The organism is Ruminococcus sp. AF20-12LB, from assembly GCF_003478985.1.
Lineage (GTDB): Bacteria > Bacillota > Clostridia > Lachnospirales > Lachnospiraceae > Blautia_A.
The window spans coordinates 332421-349878 of the sequence record NZ_QUGH01000001.1 but is presented as its reverse complement, the minus strand read 5'-3'; the positions used below and the strand labels follow the sequence as shown (position 1 = coordinate 349878).

The window sequence follows — 17458 nt, the reverse complement described above, 5'->3', positions numbered from 1 at the left end:
CCTTACACTTTCTCCTGGATGTTCTTGCCGAACAGTCCGGTAGGTTTTACAAGAAGCACGACGATCAGAACAGCAAATACGATCGCATCTGCAACCTGGGAAGAAATATAAGCCTTTCCGAAGATCTCGATGATTCCCAGAAGGATACCGCCTACCATAGCTCCCGGAATAGAACCGATTCCACCGAATACAGCAGCTACGAAAGCCTTGATACCAGGCATGGCTCCTGTGTATGGAGTCAGTGTCGGATATGTCTGGCAGAGCAGAAGTCCTGCAATGGCCGCAAGTCCGGAACCGATGGCAAATGTGAGGGAGATCGTTGCATTAACGTTAACTCCCATCAGCTGTGCTGCATCCCTGTCCTCGGAAACAGCCTGCATGGCGCGTCCAGGTTTGGTCTTTTTTACAAAGAAAGAAAGTCCCACCATGATGATGATACATGCAAGAATGGTCACGATAGTGATTCCCTTAATGGTAAGTTCTCCGTCAAACAGTGTGATGGACGGAACCTTGATAACTGACACGAAGCTCTTGGCGTCTGCGCCAAAGATCAGGAGTGCCAGGTTCTGAAGCAGATAACTGACACCGATAGCCGTGATCAGAACGGCCAGGTTTGAGGAAGCTTTTCTAAGCGGACTGTAAGCTACCTTCTCAATGACAACACCAAGCAGTGTACAGATCACCACGGAAAGGATCACTGCAAGGATCGGTGACATACCGCCTCTTGTGATACAGGTAAGGATGATATAAGCTCCTACCATGATAACATCTCCGTGTGCGAAGTTCAGCATCTTGGCAATACCGTAAACCATAGTATATCCAAGTGCAATGATCGCATAGATACTGCCAAGACTGATGCCGTCTTTCAAATAAGATATAAAACTCATAACGCACCTCTTTTAATTGTTTATTGATAAGGGAAAAAGGGGACGGTTCCCACTAAAGGTGACCGTCCCCTGACCCCTAACGTTAACAGAAATTACTTATTTCATCTCTACATAAGCACCGTCTTTGATCTCGAATGCTTTCGGCTCTTTATCACACTCACCATCCTCGGTCCATTTTGCTTTTCCGGTAAGTCCGTCAAGCTCGATGTTTGCCATGGATGCGCTCATTGCTGCACTGATGTCTGCATTTTCCATATCTGGTGTGATCTTTGCATCGTCAGCTGCAAGCTGCATTGCGTAAAGTACATCATATGTATCTGCCGCAAACTGGTTCGGGATCTCACCGTTGTGAGCATCGCCGTATGCTTTTACGAAGTTCTGGCTCTTCTCATCTGTGGATGTTGCTGAGAATGGTGTCAGGAGCATAACGCCCTCTGCAAGAGATTTATCAAAGTTCTCTACGTTAAGGATACCATCCATACCGTCTACACCGAAGAATTTAATATCCATTCCTGCCTCAGATGCCTGCTGAAGGATCAGCGCATTGTCGGAATAGTAGTTCGGAAGGAAAAGAAGCTCAGCGCCGCTCTTCTTGATCTTTGCAAGCTGTACAGAATAGTCTGTGTTGCTGTCTGTTGTGTAAGCCTCATCTGCAACTACTTCAAGTCCGTCATCAGCAGCTGCTGCAACGAATGCGTCATGTACACCGGAGTTGTAGTCAGCAGCAGAATCATAAAGTACTGCTACTTTCGTTGCAAGTTTGTGCTCGGAAATGTACTGAGCAGATTTTGTTCCCTGTGCCGGGTCTGTGAAGCACATACGGAACTCGTTTGTTCCTGCTGTGATACAGTCAAGTGCTGTTGCGGATGGTGTGAAGAGGAATGTATCCTCAGCTGCCTCAGCTCCTACTGCGATACAGGAACCGGATGTTACAGTTCCACAGAGCATCTGCATTCCTTTATCGATCAGGTCATTGTATGCGTTAACAGCCTTCTCCGGATCTCCCTGGTCATCACCTGCATCAAGGATCTCAACCTTATATCCGTTGAAACCTCCGTTCTCGTTGATCTCATCTGCAGCGATCTTTGCTGCGTTGTATACGTTAGTACCGTACTGTGCGTAATCACCTGTCATCGGTCCGATCACACCGATCTTAAATGTCTCATCTGCTGCAAAAACTGATGCAGGCATCATCATAGCTGCTGTCATCGCTGCTGCTGATGCAACGCCGATTACTTTCTTCCAATTCTTCATAATAATCTCTCCTCCTGCGCTTTGTCGCGTTACTAATGTTTAATGGTAAAATTATAGCATCGCATATTTTTTATTTCAAGGACAAATTTTGTTATCTGCTGTTTTTCGTCTGATTGCACAACACGGACACTTGTCCGCTGTACAGCTTGTGTTGTTTTTCGGCAAATTGTCTGAATTTTTTCACGCAAAAAAATCCAGGGAAAACTCCCTGGACTTCTTCGTCTCTTAATACTTTACTTATGCGATTGCTTTCTTAGCGATCTCAGCAAGTGCTGTGAAGCCTGCTGCATCGTTAACTGCCATCTCTGCAAGCATCTTTCTGTTGATGTCGATGTTTGCAACCTTAAGGCCGTGCATCATTTTGCTGTAGGAAAGTCCGTTCATTCTTGCTGCTGCGTTGATACGAGCGATCCAGAGCTGTCTGAACTGACGTTTCTTCTGCTTTCTTCCTGCGTAGGAACTTGTAAGAGCTCTCATTACAGACTGTTTTGCTACTCTATACTGTTTAGAACGGGCTCCTCTGTAGCCTTTCGCCAGTTTTAATGTACGGTTATGTCTTTTCTTTGCGTTTAATCCGCCTTTAATTCTTGCCATTTCTTAATTCTCCTCCTGTTCGTCTTCTCTATCTTATAAATATGGTAATACTTTCTTCATGCTCTTTACGTTAGTAGAATCAACAACAGTAGATTTTCTCAGATTTCTCTTTCTCTTCTGAGATTTCTTTGTAAGGATATGGCTCTTGTAGGCTTTATTTCTTACTAATTTTCCTGTACCTGTTTTTTTAAAGCGCTTTGCTGCTGCTCTGCAAGTTTTAATTTTTGGCATTATGAATTCCTCCTTGATTTGGTACTTCTAAATTTTATATAGCATCCCGTTCTGCCCGGCTGTTGCCGTGAAGACTGAGATATCTACCGTTTCTCAGTCAGAAACATAGTCATGCTTCTGCCTTCTATCTTCGGAGCCTTCTCTACAGTCGCTATATCGGACAGAAGATCTGCGAAGTCGTCAAGCACATGCTTACTGCTGGCCATGTGTGCCATCTCTCTTCCGCGGAAACGAAGTGTAACCTTAACTCTGTCACCCTTGCTAAGGAACTTTCTTGCTGCATTTACCTTCGTCTTCAAATCATTCGTATCAATGTTCGGGGAAAGACGCACTTCTTTGACATCGATGGTTTTCTGCTTTTTTCTGGCCTCTTTTTCTTTTCTTGCAAGCTCGTAACGGTATTTACCGTAATCAATGATCTTGCATACCGGCGGTTTCGCCTGTGGGGCAATCTTTACAAGGTCAAGTCCTGCCTCCTGCGCTTTCGCCATCGCTTCTCTGGCGGACACGATTCCAAGCTGAGCTCCGTCCGGACCAATCAAGCGTACCTCTCTGTCTCTGATCTGTTCGTTAATCATTAAACCGCTAATTGTTGTACACCTCCATGAACATGATAGAATTATTTTTTTCTCATTAATGTAGCTAAAGCCGCACAAAAAAAGCGCAGACAGATGTCCACACTTCAAACAATTACACCTGCGCACCGATGGTTGATCCGTTCGCAGTACTGTGCAATATTGACCTGAGTCGCTTATCTTCAGCGCTGAGGTGAGAGTGAACTCTGCTTTCTTTTCGCTACGTACTTTAAGAGGATACCATGGTGTCTGCTATTTGTCAACTGTTTTTTTATATTATTATGTATTTTTTTGAGTATGATTTTTTCTTCTTTCGGACATACTATGCAACATCGGAATCTGTCAGGCTTTATCGCAGTGCTGACGATCAGACAGGGTGCGCATTCCGGCAGGCTGACGGTTTCCGGTAAAATCATAATTATCAGGAGGACACTTTTATGACAAATCTTAAATGTTCCGCACACAACTGCTACTATAACAAAAATTCTCTCTGTTCCCGGGGAGCCATCAATGTTGAAGGAGCAGATGCACGTTATGCAGATGATACCGCCTGTGAAAGCTTCCGTGCTCAGGAAGAAGGTTCTGTAAAAAATGCCGCAGATCCCTGCTATGGGTGTGAGACCGTTAACATCGACTGCAAAGCACACAACTGTACCTACAATGAGCACTGCAAATGCACCGCAGCTTCCATCAATGTATCCGGTGCCAATGCTCATCGCTGCTGTGATACAAAATGTGATACTTTTCACTGCGAATGCTGATATCCTGAACGGAACTCCTGTTTCCATACAGAGCAGTCATTCCTGTTTCTTTTGATCGAAGAGTCAAAAAGATCCGGCAACGTTCCAGATGGAACCTCTGCCGGATCTTATCATGTTCATTTATTATCTGTTCTTAAGAAAATCCGGGATCTGGATATCCTTTTTCTGAACAGTGCTTGTAGGAGCCTTTGTTCCAAACTGTGTGGAATTCATAGTCGGCAGGCTGAAGCTTGGCATGTTAAGGTTCATACCACCTGGCTGTGACTGGCTTGTTTTTTTGGTGTTTCCAAATACAGAATTGGAAGCTCTGTTTCCAAATGGTGTGTTCTGAAGGTTATTGTCTGTAAGACCTGTAGCAATAACTGTAATTCTTGCATAATCTGCAACAGAATCATCATACATAGCACCAAAGATGATGTTTGCCTCCTCACCTGTAAGCTCCTGTACATAGCTTGCAGCATCGTTGGCATCCATAAGAGAAATATCTCCGGAAATGTTGATGATCACATGAGTAGCGCCCTTGATGGTTGTCTCAAGAAGCGGAGAAGATACCGCCTGCTGTACAGCCTCCATAGCCTTGTCATCGCCTCTTGCCTCACCGATACCGATGTGAGCGATTCCCTTGTCCGTCATGACTGTCTGCACATCTGCAAAGTCAAGGTTGATCAGAGCCGGCAGATTGATCAGGTCTGTGATACCCTGTACTGCCTGCTGAAGAACTTCATCAGCCTTACGCAGTGCTTCCGGCATGGTTGTTCTTCTGTCAACGATCTCAAGTAACTTGTCATTGGGGATGACAATCAAAGTGTCAACTGCTTTCTTCAGATTCTCGATTCCCGCAAGTGCATTGTTCATACGGGTCTTTGCTTCAAAACGGAAAGGCTTGGTAACAACACCGACAGTCAGGATACCCATCTCTTTTGCCGCACCGGCAATCACAGGAGCAGCTCCGGTTCCGGTTCCGCCTCCCATACCACAGGTAACGAAAACCATGTCCGCTCCCTCGATGATCTTCTTAACTTCCTCAATGCTCTCCTCAGCTGCCTTCTGTCCAACCTCCGGCTGTGCGCCGGCGCCGAGACCTTTCGTAATTTTCTCACCAATCTGAAGTACAGTCGGAGCTTTACACAGTGTCAGAGCCTGTTTATCGGTATTAACACCTACAAACTCAACTCCGCCAATGGCCTCTTCCACCATTCTGTTTACCGCATTATTACCTGCGCCACCTACTCCAATTACAATAATTTTCGCAGAAGACTCAGCCTCATTCGTCATTATCTCTAACAATGTACTTCCTCCTTTATTTCTACCTGATATCCGATTCAGTGTAATAATCTATTCCAAGCTACATATACACATAGTTATATCATATATTTTTTTCGGTAATTAATCAACCATTAATTTTGTTTTTTTATACTTTTTTCACTAAATTTCGGCACTGTTTCTATTAACCGAAACATTTACAAAACAATCTCTGGCAAAATGCCCAAATACCGGTACTATACATTAAGAAAGCTTTTTTTATCTTTACTCATAATCGTACTCATCACTGTAATCGCTGTACGTATTTTCATCATAATCCTCAGACCCGTCTCCCAGATCACTGCTGTGATCAGCCTCTTTCCCGATGCTGTCCAGGCTGCTGTCTGAAGAATCTTCTTCATTTTCCGGATCTTTGGTATCCGTACTCTGAGCATCTGGATCTTCGGAGTCTGTTCTGTCTCCAGAGCTTTCTGCCGAGGCCTGATAATCCTCCAGAGTACCTACGTAATTGCCATCACGGTCATATTCACTGACTCCGTCATAGCCGCCGTCTTCCCGGTAACCGCCCTTCCAGTTTCCTTTTTCTGCCATGGTTTCTTCTGTGGGGGCTTCGCCTACATAGGTCATGTTGGCATCGTACTCACCACTGCCTGTGTAATCTCCCTCTTCATCATAACCACCCACCCAGTTTTCCTGCGCATACTCCAGATCCGTCTGCGGTTTCGGTCCTACATAGTTACCATTTTCGTCATATTCGCCTTCTCCGGTATAATTTCCCTCCTCATCATAGCCACCGGTCCAGTTTTCTGCGGAAGTCTGGCTCTCATCCTGTTCCTGCTCCAGGGTAATGTTCTTTGAATTATCATTTACATTTTCTGCATGGAGAATTCCTTTTTTTCCGGAAATCATCGGAAGGATAGCCAGAACTCTGGTCATTTTGTCTTCCAGATATTCATCCTTTCCAAGTTTAACTGTGATATCCCCGTAAACAAGACTGATCTGTCCGTCATCTTCAAATTCAATGTGATCCGGAACCTTATCATTTTTTGCAAAAATAGTAGAAAGAGCAACTGCCGTGTTCATCACCGTTTCATCCTTGATGGGGAGTTTCTCGTTCTGGATCACTTTTTTGACTTTGATCCCGTCAAAAAACGGGATTTTTTCGTCACGTTCCGTGGACCCTTCCACAAAAATACCGTTTCTGTCAAAATAAATATAACTGTCCAGATAAGGGATACAACCAACGATATCCTTCTCCTTCACACTGACACAGATGGTGTGCCGGTTCAGCCTTGTTACGGTATAGCCTTCTACAAAAGGAACATCTTTTGTGTTCTGCTTAGTATAAAGAAGCGGTGCAAAAACAGAATTGGATGCCAGCGGTCCCCTGAGTACCATCTTCCTGATCTGTTTTTCAGAATAATGGCTACTGCCCATCACCTGCACTTCATCTACCTGATAATACGTAAAAAAGAAAATAATTCCTGCCAGCAGCAGGACAAGAAGTACGCCAACTGCTTTCAGTGACTTTTTTTTTGATGTTTTCATAAAGTTCCTCTGTCCTTTATCAGCAGACCGCCCAGTGCGGTCAGATCCTCACAGATATGTTCATAGCCTCTTTCTATGAAACAACAGCCCCGGATCCTGGTAATCCCCTGCGCGGCAAGTGCTGCGATCACAAGTGCCGCACCACCGCGAAGCTCCTCTGCTTCCACAGTACAACCGGTCAGGGGCTGCCCTCCGTATATCACAGCAACTCCATCCCGGATCTGGATCTGTGCTCCCATTTTACAGAGCCATGAAGCTGTTTTATATCTGTCTTCAAAAATCTTCTCGCGGATCCTGCTCACTCCCGGGATCGTGGCCAGTACCGCCATCGCAGGAGACTGCAGGTCTGTAGGAAATCCCGGATAAACTTCTGTTTCCAGAAGCTCCAGGGGAAAACCTGTATTTTTTCCGTTGACTATTAGTTTACCACCTACCCTGCGGCATTGTCCACCCATTTTCCGATATACATCCAGGATTCCACCCATTTCCTCCAGAGGCGGATTTTCCAGGATGATCTCTCCTCTGGTTGCCGCCGCTGCCATTAGATAGGTTCCGGCGACAATACGGTCTGGTGGAATGCAGTCATCGCCAGCTTCAAGCTTCTCCACTCCTTCAATACAGATACAGCCTTTTTCATGAATCCGGATCTTTGCCCCCATTCCGGTAAGATAATGGCAAAGCCAATAAATTTCCGGTTCACAGGCACAGCCGTTAAGAACTGTTTTCCCCTCTGCAAGGACCGCTGCCAGAATGCCCTGTTCTGTAGCGCCTACACTTCTTTTTTGAAAAAACATCTCTGCACCTCGGAGTTTTCCACAGGATGCCCGGATCATCCCGCCGTTTTCCACCACAGCTGCCCCAAGGCGGCGCAAAACCTGGATATGAAGATCCACCGGCCGCTTTCCGATCACACAGCCTCCGGGATATCCTGTCTGTGCCTTTTTGCTCCGCCCCAGCATTGCTCCCATTAAGATCACGGAAGAACGCATTTTTCCGGAATAACACTCCGGTATCATGGTGCCGTCCGCATGGCTGCAGTCCAGATAAAGATCTTGACCTTCCCACCAGGTTTCTGCCCCCAGATATTTCAGGATCTTTTCCATCAAATATACATCACTGATTCTCGGGCATCCCCGCAGTACACTGGTCCCGGTGCTTAAGAGTGCTGCTGCCATAACCGGAAGTGCCGCATTTTTTGACCCCTGGATCCGGACGCTTCCATGCAGCGGCCTGCCTCCGGTCACGATGATCTCATCGATCTCATTCAAGTATTCCACTCCTAAAAGGGCCTCTTACTTGTTATTCTATGTGATCCTTCCATGTCTGTGACTGCTGACACTTAAGGCCAGCCCCATTTCCCCCAGAAGAAAAACAACAGAAGTTCCGCCATAGCTTACAAAGGGCAGAGTGATCCCGGTGTTGGGAATCGTATTCGTTACTACTGCAACATTCAGGACTACCTGGATCGCCATATGCGCCATGATCCCGGCACACAGCAGCGTTCCCTGCAGATCCCGGCAGTTTAATGCCAGAATACAAAGCCTCCAGATCAGAATGCCAAACAGAAAAAGTGTCAGAAAGGCTCCCAGTATCCCCGTTTCCTCACACACAATAGAAAATATCATATCATTCTGGGCTTCTGGGACAAATCCCAGCTTCTGCAGACTGTTCCCGAACCCCTTGCCAAAGATCCCTCCGCTTCCGATTGCATACAGGCCCTGTATGGTCTGAAATCCTTTTTCATATTTTTCCGGATCCCGCCAGATTGCCAGGCGTTCCAGACGATAACTCTCCGCGGCAAGAAAAACCGCAATAAATCCTGTCCCCGCACCTCCAAGCGCGAGAAACTGCAGATATCTGGGATTGGCCACAAAGATCAGCAGCACACCGATTCCTAGAATGATCACCGCTGTGCTTAAGTTATTGGAGCCCACCAGACCTGCTACCGGAAGCAAAGTCATCATAGTCCTGCAGATAAACCAGAATCCGGTTGTTTTGCTTTTTGTATTGCTGATCTGCCACACCAGGAACAATATCACTGCCACCTTGGAAAACTCCGACGGCTGAAAGGAAAGCGGCCCCAGGTTCAGCCACCTCTTCGACCCATTGATCTCCTGTCCGAAAAGCAGGACTGCAGCAGACAGAAAAAGTGAAAAAATATAGGCAGCCGGCGCCAGCTTTACAGCCAGCCGGTAATCTACCCGTGATGCCAGATACATAACAAGCAGCCCCAGTGCCGTGGCAAAGAGCTGCTTTTTAAAATAATAGGCAGAGTCGTGGAAACGTACTCTGCCATTATATTCACTTGCCGAAAAAAGCGCCCCGAGTCCCAATACCACCAGAATCAGAACCAGTACCCAGAGAACGGTATCTGTCTTTCCGGTCTGTTTCTGTCCTGCCTTCATGCATGGCCTCCACAGTGGTCTTTATTTCAGCTTATGTATGTATTTTTCGGATTATTACAGTGCTTTCACATATTCCTTGAACATGTCACCGCGCTGCTCATAATTATCAAACTGTCCCCAGCTCGCACATGCCGGTGAAAGCAGAACTGCATCTCCGGGATTAGCTTTTTCCGCACAGACCCGGACAGCTTCCTTCAGATCCTCGCAGAGGATGATATCTGTAAATCCAAGACGTTCTGCTGCTGCTTTGATCTTCTCTTTCGTCTGACCGATGAGAACAAGATAACAGACTTTTCCGTCGAAGGATTCTATCCACTCATCATAGCTGGATTCCTTGTCATAGCCGCCGCCGATCAGAAGAGTCGGACGGTTCATTGCCTGAATCCCCTTGATGGCCGCATCCGGGTTGGTTCCCTTGGAATCGTTGTAATATGCAACACCGTTTTTCTCCGTCACATACTCGATCCTGTGTGGAACTGCCACAAACTCACAGACACTCCTGCGGATACTCTCCACAGAAACTCCCGCATAATATGCCATGGCTGCTGCTGCCATTACATTCTCGTGATTATGACGTCCCAGGATCTTAAGCTCTCCGGTTTTTACGATCGGGATCTCTTCTTTTTCTGTTTTGAGAATGATCTGGTCTCCGTCCAGATAGATTCCCCTATCCAGTTTGCGAAGACTTGAGAAATATACCACCTTCGGAACGATATTTTCACCGAATTTACGAAGGACTTCATCCTCGTAATTCAGAACACATACATCTTCCGGTCCCTGATTTTTGGTGATCAGTTCTTTTACACGGATGTATTCCTCCATGGTATGATGGCGGTTCAGATGGTCCTCTGTGATGTTGAGGATCGCACTTACCTTCGGGCGGAACTGGTCAATGGTCTCCAGCTGGAAGCTGCTGATCTCCGCAACAGTTACGGAATCCTCCCTCATCTCCAATGATTTGGATGTATATGCAGTTCCGATATTTCCTACAACAAATACAGATTCACGGGCATCTCCCATGATCTTTCCGAGGAGTGCTGTAGTTGTTGTCTTACCGTTGGTTCCTGTGATCGCAAGAACCTCTCCCTTGCCTGTACGGTAGGCAAGCTCCACCTCGCTCCATACCGGAAGGCCCTTTTCATAGAAGCTCTTTACCAGCGGAAGGTCTGTGGGAACTCCCGGGCTTAGCACTACGAGATCAAGACTGTCCAGCGCTCTCTCCGGAAAATCTCCGGCCCAGATCTCCGGGGTGTATTTTCCGTTTGTTTTATGTAAAACTACCTCTTTATCAAGATCTGCGTTTCCGTCATAGATCACCGGCTGTGCTCCTGCACTTCCAAGCAGATCAGCTGCTCCGATGCCGCTTTTTCCGGCTCCGAAAACGAGAACCTTTTTTCCTTTTAAATCCATTTTTCTGTTCCTCCTTATAATGCCAGGAGAGCGATCAGGCACATAATAGCAGTTACAACAGAGAACACTGCAACAACCCGTGTCTCGGACCACCCACAAAGCTCAAAATGATGGTGGATAGGCGCCATCTTGAAAATTCTTTTTCCGTGTGTTGCCTTGAAATAGGATACCTGGAGCATAACAGACAATACCTCCACAAGGTAGATCAGTCCGACCAGGATGATAAACAGCGGCATCTGCATGGCATAAGCCACACCAGCCACAAATCCCCCCAATGCCAGAGAACCGGTGTCTCCCATAAATACCTTGGCAGGATATACATTAAACAGAAGGAATCCCATAAGACTGCCCACAACTGCACAGGTGATAGGTTCCACACCACTTTTCATTCCAAGGGAAACCACCGTAAAGAATACTGCCACGATCAGGGTAACACTGGAAGCCAGTCCGTCAAGTCCATCCGTAAAATTGACTCCGTTTACTGTACCGATCACCGCAAAGAACAGTACCGGAACCGCAAACCATCCCAGGTTCAGATAATGTCCGCTCCAGAACGGGATCTTCATAGTCAGGGATACGTTGGAATAATTTACAAGATAAAAAGCAAATACAGCTGTCACAACGATCTGCAGTGCCATTTTCTGCCATGGCAGAAGTCCGTCAGAACGCTTCAGGACTACCTTCAGATAATCATCCAGAAATCCGATCAGTCCAAATCCCAGTGTCAGGAAAAGTACCGGGATGATCATCGGATAATCTCTGATATAAAACAGTGATGTTACAGTTGTTGCAATGAGAAAGATCACTCCACCCATAGTAGGGGTACCATTCTTTTTCAGGTGAGACTGCACACCCAGCTCTCTCTCTGTCTGTCCCATTTTAAGTCTTCTTAAAAAAGGGATAACAATCGGTCCTAATACAAGGCTGATCGCAAATGAGATCAGCACAGGGATCACAACATGAAACTCCATCCTCACACCTCTAATTCTTTCGTTTTTTTATACTTCTTCAACAGTATAAGGCTTTTATCCTCATTAATCAACCCCATCTGCCCGGTTTTCCCCGGATGGAGTTTCCGTAACTGTCCTCTCGATCCCAAGATAGGGAAGTACATTTTCAAAAATACTGCGTACCACCGGTGCGGCAATGATCCCGCCATAATACATACCCTGAGGTGCATAGATGATACAAAGAGCCAGGACCTTCGGATCCTCTGCCGGGGCAAACCCCAGGAATGAAGAAATATATCTGCCGGAGCCTCTGGGCAGTGTCTGAGAGGTAGCTGTTTTTCCCCCAATGGAAAACCCCTTGATCCCGGCATTTTTTCCGGAGCCTTCTGAAACTACAGTTTCCAGGATCGTACGTACTGTCCGGGAAGTCTCACCGGACACGATCCCGCTTTCCACCGGATATTCCAGTGTCCGCACCTTTGTTCCGTCCGCACTTTCCACGCTGATCCCAAAATGAGGTGTGATCCGGTTTCCGCCATTGATGATCCCACTGACGGTTGTTGCAAGCTGGATCGGTGTGATCTGAAACGACTGGCCAAAGGATACCGTGGCAAGCTCCACCTCCCCCATATTTTTGGGGTTATGCATGATCGTTCCTGCCTCTCCCGGAAGATCTATTCCTGTTTTTTTTATAAGTCCGAACTGTTTAAAATATTTGTAATAACGGTCTGCTCCAAGCCGCAGACCCACCTCAATAAATACCGGGTTGCAGGAGTTCTGGGCGCCTTCTACAAAACTCTGCGCACCATGTCCGGTTCTCTTTGCACAGTGGATCCGCCGGTCCTCCACCACCTTATAGCCCGGACAGAAAAAACGATCCTCTGTTGACACAACACCTTCTTCCAGTCCCGCTGCCATAGTGATGATCTTAAAAGTCGAACCAGGTTCATAGGTATCATTCAGGCAGGGATTTCTCCACATCCGGTTCAGAAGATCCTGCTTTTTTTCTCCCTCTGCTGCTGTTTCTTCTGTATTCAGAGTAAACGGATCGTTCAGATCAAATTCGGGCACATTGACACAGGCATAGATTTCTCCGTTCTGAGGGTTCATAAGTAGTATGGATACTCTCTCCGCCTGTTTTTCTTCCATGACTTTACCGGCTGCCTGCTGCACATATTCCTGGATATTAACATCCAGACTGGTACGCAGAGTATTTCCTGACACCGGTTCCTTCCTCCGTTCTCCGGTTCCGTCGATCTCCACACCACGTGCATCCGTGACTGTGAGGATCTTCCCGGGCTCTCCTTTCAGGATCTCATCGTATTTCACTTCAAGACCAATGATCCCCTGATTATCGCCTCCGGTAAATCCCAGTACTTTTGAAGCGAGAGATCCATAAGGATAATATCTCCGATAATCCTCATCTACCTTCACTCCCTCAAGGTCATATTCTCGGATCCTGTCTCCAATGCTTTTTTCCACGTTTGTCTGTATTCTTTCAATAGAAGAAATTTTTTCAACTTTTTTTCGGATTTCCTCTTCTTTTACAGACAATGCTCCGGACAGTACACGGATCACTTTTTCAGGATCTTTGATCTGGCTGTGTATCACCGATACTGTGCAGACTGTCCGGTTATCTGCCAGAATATTTCCCCTGATGTCCAGGATCTTTCCCCTGGCTGCTTTTATGTCACGTTCCCTCTCATGAAGATCCTCCGCCTTTTTTGAATAATATTCTGCCCGGACGTTCATAAGATACCAGAGTCTTCCCACAAGTCCCAGAAGAAGCATTATGCAGATCAGAAAAACCATCCATATTTTTTTCCTGTGATAAACCATGGTCCGGATCATAAAAAAATCCCTCTCAGAGGTCGTCACTGTAATATATGACGTTCCCCTGAGAGGGTATTCTTTTTATCTATTCCAGGCCGGCCTCCTCGTTGGTAAGACCTTCGCTCTGCATATCGTTATTATCTTCGGTATCACTGTCCTCCGACTCATCTTCCGGCGGACTTGGTACATTCTCATCGGAAATGGCCTCCTTCTGCCCGTCTGCGCCGGTTCCTGTTGCAGAATCGCTGATTCCCTTAAAAAGTTCCCACAGCTCTGTAGTCGGAACTTCTCCATCCTCTGCCTCATCCGGCTGTACATTCAGATACGGAAGTGCTTCGGAAAGGATTCCCTGTGCAATGTACTGTGCGTACGTACTGCTTGCCTGATCATCTACCTTCGGCTCATCCACAACTACATAGATCACAAGTGCCGGATCATCTACCGGTGCAAATCCGATAAAAGATACCAGATACTTGCCATTGCCTCGCGGAAGCTTCTCGGCAGTACCGGTTTTACCACCGGAGCTGTAGCCCTGCACCTTGGAGGTACGGCTGGTACCATGGTCTACGCTGGCTGCCATGTAGGAACGGATGTCTGCAGATATCTTCTCGGAAATCGTCTGCTTCATCAGTGTCGGAGAGATCGTTTTTACGATTCCGCCGCTGCTGTCCTTGATCTTCGTCACCAGATGAGGCTGATAGTAGTATCCTCCATTGATAACAGAACACATTGCATTGATCTCCTGGATCATGGTCAGTGTATATCCCTGTCCGAAAGCAGAACATGCAAGCTCCGTTTCTCCCATGGTATCGCTGGTATGGATCACACCGCTTCCCTCATTGGGAAGATCGATACCGGTTCTTGTTCCGAAATTGAAAACGCTTTGTGTCTTAAGGAAATTATCTTTTCCCATCTTTGCTGCGATCTGCATCATACCATCGTTGCAGGAATTGGCAATGACATCGGAAAGAGCTTCTGTCCCGTGAGCATCCGGCCATACCGCACATTTGATGAAAGTAGTCGCACCTTCCGCTCCAAAAGACTGTCCGCCGTCACAGACAAAATTATCGCTCTCGGAAATCGCTCCCATTTCAAGTGCGGAGCCCATAACGATAGGCTTTACAACCGATCCCGGCTCGTAGGCATCTGTCACGCAGAAATTACTCCACATTCCGTTCAGCGCATCTACGGTCTCCTCATCGTTCATGGCATCGATCTCACTCTGGGAATACACGTTTGAAAGATCTCTCGGGTTATTCAGATCATAACGGTCACCGCCATCCATTGCCAGGATCTCTCCTGTTTTCGGATCCTCGATGATCACGCCTACATTTTTGGCTCCCATCTTTTCTTCAAAGGTATTTACGTATTTTTCCACGATCTGCTGAAGTCCCAGATCCAGCGAAGTCTCAATGCTTTTGCCATCCGTCGGTTCGATAATCGTCTGTTCTACGTCGGAATTGTTGTTGATGTATCCGTATTGTCTTCCATCCACGCCGGTAAGTGTCGCATTGTAATATCCTTCCAGTCCGGCATCCGCCACATCTCTGGAAAGTGTAAATCCAATGGTATCACAGGCAGTCTCATTAAACGGATAAGATCTGAGATAATCTTCTTCAAACCATACACCTGTGATCCTGGAACGTTCTTTCAGCTGCGTGGCAGTCAGTTCACTGTCGTCTCCCGGATCTTCGTATTTTTCGAAGGCTTTTTTGTCGTCCATGGAGATCTGTTTCTTTACGATCTGATACTGACTTTCCTTTGTACCGCTGTCGGTGAGAAGCTTCCGCATCTCATCTTCATCAAGTCCCAGAACTTCTACAAGCGCCTTGATGGTAGGCTCCACGGAATCCTGATCCTTATTGACCTCCAGACAGTCAAGGATCACATTATAGACCTTGTTGCTGGTTGCCAGGATATTCCCGTTTCGGTCATAGATATCTCCTCTTTTTGCCGGGAGTGTCTGATTTTCATATTTCTGCTGAGCCTGACTCAGCACCTGCTTTCGATATTTGCTTCCGCTGGTGGCATTGATATAGGTAATTCTTGCCACCAAACCGACTAAAGCCAGCAACACTAAGGAAAATAGTACTGCCAGCTTTTTCTTCATACTGTAATTTATTTTTTTTACCGGCCTGCGCCTTCTTGTACTCAATCGATCACCTGCTTAAAAACTGTACTTCTGCTACTTGTGTGTGTCCACATCCTGATACTGTCTCACATAACTGTTTCCTTCAGTGGTATAGGTCTGTATCTGATCCTCCGAAGGATATTTCATTCCAAGCTCGCCGATAGCTTTTTTCTTGATCTCGCTGATATCCACTGTAGAAGTGACCTGACTGTAATATGCATCGTTATCTTCTTTCAGCTGTGCAAGCTCAGATTCCAGATTTGCAACATTTTTCATACTCGCCGTGATTTCGGATTTTACCTGAAGATAATTGATACAGGTAAAAAGTACTGCGATGGAAACTGCCGTAAGAAACAGAACGAACCCCTTGTTCATGGCCATTGCCTTTTCCCGGTTCCGCTGTGCCTGTCTGCTCACCACCTGTTTTGCCGGTGTCACAGGTACTGCGGATTTCTGTTTTCTTTTCTGAGCCAGCCGTCGCCTTTCCTGTATCTCGGGCAGATCAGTCCTCTGAGGAACTTCCTGCAACCGTTTTACCGCATTTCCCTGAACATACATTTCTCTGCTGTTCCTGACGGTATTTCGATTTCTTCTGGCTGTAGTCCCTCTTCCTGTCTTCGCCATTTGCCTACCTTCCATCTCTCAACTACATTTTCCGTTCAAAAATACGAAGCTTCGCACTTTTGGATCTCGGATTCTCTTCCATTTCCTCTTTTCCCGGTAAGATCGGTTTCCTTGTGATCACCTTCCCCTTGGATTTCTTTCCGCATACACAGACCGGAAAATCCGGCGGGCAGGTACAGGGATTTTCATTTTTTCGGAAAATGGTCTTGACAATCCTGTCTTCCAGAGAATGGAATGTAATGATACAGATCCTTCCTCCGTCATCCAGGAGATCGATCATGCCGTCCAGGGAATCCCTGAGCACGTCAAGCTCCCGGTTGAGCTCAATACGTATTGCCTGAAAAGTCCTCTTGGCCGGATGTCCTCCTGTAGCCTGTATTTTCATGGGGATCGCACCCCGTATGATCTCTGTCAGTTCTCCGGTTGTCCGGATCGGTGCCTGCTCTCTGGCAGCCACAATGTGTTTCGCTATATTTTTGGCAAATTTGTCTTCGCCGTAATCACGGATAATACGATACAGTTCACGTTCCTCATAGCCGTTGACAATATCACCGGCTGTACGGCTCTGTCTTCTGTCCATTCGCATGTCCAGAGGAGAATCGTACCGATAAGAAAAACCTCTCTCTTCATTATCCAGCTGATAAGATGACACTCCTAAATCCAGCAGGATCCCGTCCACCTTCTCAATGCCACGGGATCTCAGCTCATCTGCCATGTAACAATAATTGCTGCGAATGATTGTCACCTGATTAAAGGCTGACAGCCGTTCACTCGCAGCAATTATCGCATCCTGGTCTTGATCTATGCCAATAAATCTCCCCTTGGCAGAAAGTTTCTTACACACCTCTGTGGCGTGTCCCGCTCCTCCTAAAGTGCCATCCACATAGATTCCATCCGGCTTTACCCTTAAGCCGTTAATGGTCTCATCGAGTAATACAGATTTATGCTTAAATTCCATATCCGTCTCCTGTGGGATTTCTACCTGCGTTATG

Annotated in this window: 16 protein-coding genes; 1 reads left to right on the top strand and 15 read right to left on the bottom strand. The window is 46.6% G+C overall.

Translation table 11 applies throughout. From position 1 onward, the window contains the following. Nucleotides 1-2: 2 nt before the first annotated feature. From DWX61_RS01540 to infC, 5 genes are all read right to left on the bottom strand, one after another. A complete protein-coding gene (locus DWX61_RS01540) occupies nt 3-887 on the bottom strand; it encodes a branched-chain amino acid ABC transporter permease (protein WP_118512549.1) in 885 nt (294 codons plus the stop codon). Between the two features lie 96 nt (nt 888-983). Continuing rightward, nucleotides 984-2141, bottom strand: a complete 1158-nt coding sequence (locus DWX61_RS01535; RefSeq protein WP_118512550.1) for an ABC transporter substrate-binding protein — start codon at nt 2139-2141, stop codon at nt 984-986. 237 nt (nt 2142-2378) lie between these two features. Next, entirely contained in the window at nt 2379-2735 is a 357-nt protein-coding gene (gene rplT, locus DWX61_RS01530; RefSeq protein WP_015526090.1) for a 50S ribosomal protein L20, read from the bottom strand. A gap of 33 nt (nt 2736-2768) precedes the next feature. Beyond that, complete coding sequence (gene rpmI / locus DWX61_RS01525; protein WP_021651646.1) at nt 2769-2966, bottom strand: 50S ribosomal protein L35; 198 nt, start codon at nt 2964-2966, stop codon at nt 2769-2771. An 83-nt stretch (nt 2967-3049) separates the two neighbouring features. Next, nucleotides 3050-3544 (bottom strand): translation initiation factor IF-3, encoded by a 495-nt coding sequence (gene infC, locus DWX61_RS01520; protein ID WP_118368792.1) that lies wholly within the window; start codon nt 3542-3544, stop codon nt 3050-3052. A gap of 434 nt (nt 3545-3978) precedes the next feature. Here infC and DWX61_RS01515 point away from each other — a divergent pair, with 434 nt between their 5' ends. Beyond that, complete coding sequence (locus DWX61_RS01515; protein WP_118512551.1) at nt 3979-4302, top strand: DUF1540 domain-containing protein; 324 nt, start codon at nt 3979-3981, stop codon at nt 4300-4302. A 123-nt stretch (nt 4303-4425) separates the two neighbouring features. Here the strand turns inward: DWX61_RS01515 and ftsZ are convergent, their stop codons facing one another. The 10 genes from ftsZ to rsmH form a co-directional block, all read right to left on the bottom strand. Further along, nucleotides 4426-5589 (bottom strand): cell division protein FtsZ, encoded by a 1164-nt coding sequence (gene ftsZ / locus DWX61_RS01510; RefSeq protein ID WP_330575417.1) that lies wholly within the window; start codon nt 5587-5589, stop codon nt 4426-4428. Between the two features lie 240 nt (nt 5590-5829). After that, on the bottom strand, nt 5830-7113 hold the full coding sequence (locus tag DWX61_RS01505) for a cell division protein FtsQ/DivIB (RefSeq protein WP_243164960.1): 1284 nt from the start codon (nt 7111-7113) through the stop codon (nt 5830-5832). Then, the gene (murA, locus tag DWX61_RS01500) at nt 7110-8390 is read right to left on the bottom strand and encodes a UDP-N-acetylglucosamine 1-carboxyvinyltransferase (protein WP_244789938.1); all 1281 of its coding nucleotides are present in this window, start codon (nt 8388-8390) and stop codon (nt 7110-7112) included. Before murA ends, DWX61_RS01505 begins: the two co-directional genes overlap by 4 nt. 27 nt (nt 8391-8417) lie before the next feature. Next, complete coding sequence (locus DWX61_RS01495; RefSeq protein ID WP_118623432.1) at nt 8418-9518, bottom strand: FtsW/RodA/SpoVE family cell cycle protein; 1101 nt, start codon at nt 9516-9518, stop codon at nt 8418-8420. Nucleotides 9519-9572: 54 nt separating this feature from the next. Next, complete coding sequence (gene murD / locus DWX61_RS01490; RefSeq protein WP_118623430.1) at nt 9573-10928, bottom strand: UDP-N-acetylmuramoyl-L-alanine--D-glutamate ligase; 1356 nt, start codon at nt 10926-10928, stop codon at nt 9573-9575. A gap of 14 nt (nt 10929-10942) precedes the next feature. After that, nucleotides 10943-11899, bottom strand: a complete 957-nt coding sequence (gene mraY, locus DWX61_RS01485; RefSeq protein WP_118368798.1) for a phospho-N-acetylmuramoyl-pentapeptide-transferase — start codon at nt 11897-11899, stop codon at nt 10943-10945. A gap of 63 nt (nt 11900-11962) precedes the next feature. Next, nucleotides 11963-13729, bottom strand: a complete 1767-nt coding sequence (locus tag DWX61_RS01480) for a peptidoglycan D,D-transpeptidase FtsI family protein (RefSeq protein WP_118623428.1) — start codon at nt 13727-13729, stop codon at nt 11963-11965. 67 nt (nt 13730-13796) lie between these two features. After that, the gene (locus DWX61_RS01475) at nt 13797-15866 is read right to left on the bottom strand and encodes a peptidoglycan D,D-transpeptidase FtsI family protein (RefSeq protein ID WP_227574159.1); all 2070 of its coding nucleotides are present in this window, start codon (nt 15864-15866) and stop codon (nt 13797-13799) included. Between the two features lie 30 nt (nt 15867-15896). Beyond that, on the bottom strand, nt 15897-16466 hold the full coding sequence (locus tag DWX61_RS01470; protein ID WP_118623426.1) for a hypothetical protein: 570 nt from the start codon (nt 16464-16466) through the stop codon (nt 15897-15899). A gap of 22 nt (nt 16467-16488) precedes the next feature. Then, complete coding sequence (gene rsmH, locus DWX61_RS01465; RefSeq protein ID WP_118368800.1) at nt 16489-17424, bottom strand: 16S rRNA (cytosine(1402)-N(4))-methyltransferase RsmH; 936 nt, start codon at nt 17422-17424, stop codon at nt 16489-16491. Nucleotides 17425-17458: the final 34 nt, after the last annotated feature.

Excerpts from the sequence above, each read along its gene's own strand:
- DWX61_RS01540 (WP_118512549.1), bottom strand. The coding sequence starts at position 887 with ATGAGTTTTATATCTTATTTGAAAGACGGCATCAGTCTTGGCAGTATC.
- DWX61_RS01535 (WP_118512550.1), bottom strand. The coding sequence starts at position 2,141 with ATGAAGAATTGGAAGAAAGTAATCGGCGTTGCATCAGCAGCAGCGATG.
- rplT (WP_015526090.1), bottom strand. The coding sequence starts at position 2,735 with ATGGCAAGAATTAAAGGCGGATTAAACGCAAAGAAAAGACATAACCGT.
- rpmI (WP_021651646.1), bottom strand. The coding sequence starts at position 2,966 with ATGCCAAAAATTAAAACTTGCAGAGCAGCAGCAAAGCGCTTTAAAAAA.
- infC (WP_118368792.1), bottom strand. The coding sequence starts at position 3,544 with ATGATTAACGAACAGATCAGAGACAGAGAGGTACGCTTGATTGGTCCG.
- DWX61_RS01515 (WP_118512551.1), top strand. The coding sequence starts at position 3,979 with ATGACAAATCTTAAATGTTCCGCACACAACTGCTACTATAACAAAAAT.
- DWX61_RS01505 (WP_243164960.1), bottom strand. The coding sequence starts at position 7,113 with ATGAAAACATCAAAAAAAAAGTCACTGAAAGCAGTTGGCGTACTTCTT.
- DWX61_RS01495 (WP_118623432.1), bottom strand. The coding sequence starts at position 9,518 with ATGAAGGCAGGACAGAAACAGACCGGAAAGACAGATACCGTTCTCTGG.
- murD (WP_118623430.1), bottom strand. The coding sequence starts at position 10,928 with ATGGATTTAAAAGGAAAAAAGGTTCTCGTTTTCGGAGCCGGAAAAAGC.
- mraY (WP_118368798.1), bottom strand. The coding sequence starts at position 11,899 with ATGGAGTTTCATGTTGTGATCCCTGTGCTGATCTCATTTGCGATCAGC.
- DWX61_RS01480 (WP_118623428.1), bottom strand. The coding sequence starts at position 13,729 with ATGATCCGGACCATGGTTTATCACAGGAAAAAAATATGGATGGTTTTT.
- DWX61_RS01470 (WP_118623426.1), bottom strand. The coding sequence starts at position 16,466 with ATGGCGAAGACAGGAAGAGGGACTACAGCCAGAAGAAATCGAAATACC.
- rsmH (WP_118368800.1), bottom strand. The coding sequence starts at position 17,424 with ATGGAATTTAAGCATAAATCTGTATTACTCGATGAGACCATTAACGGC.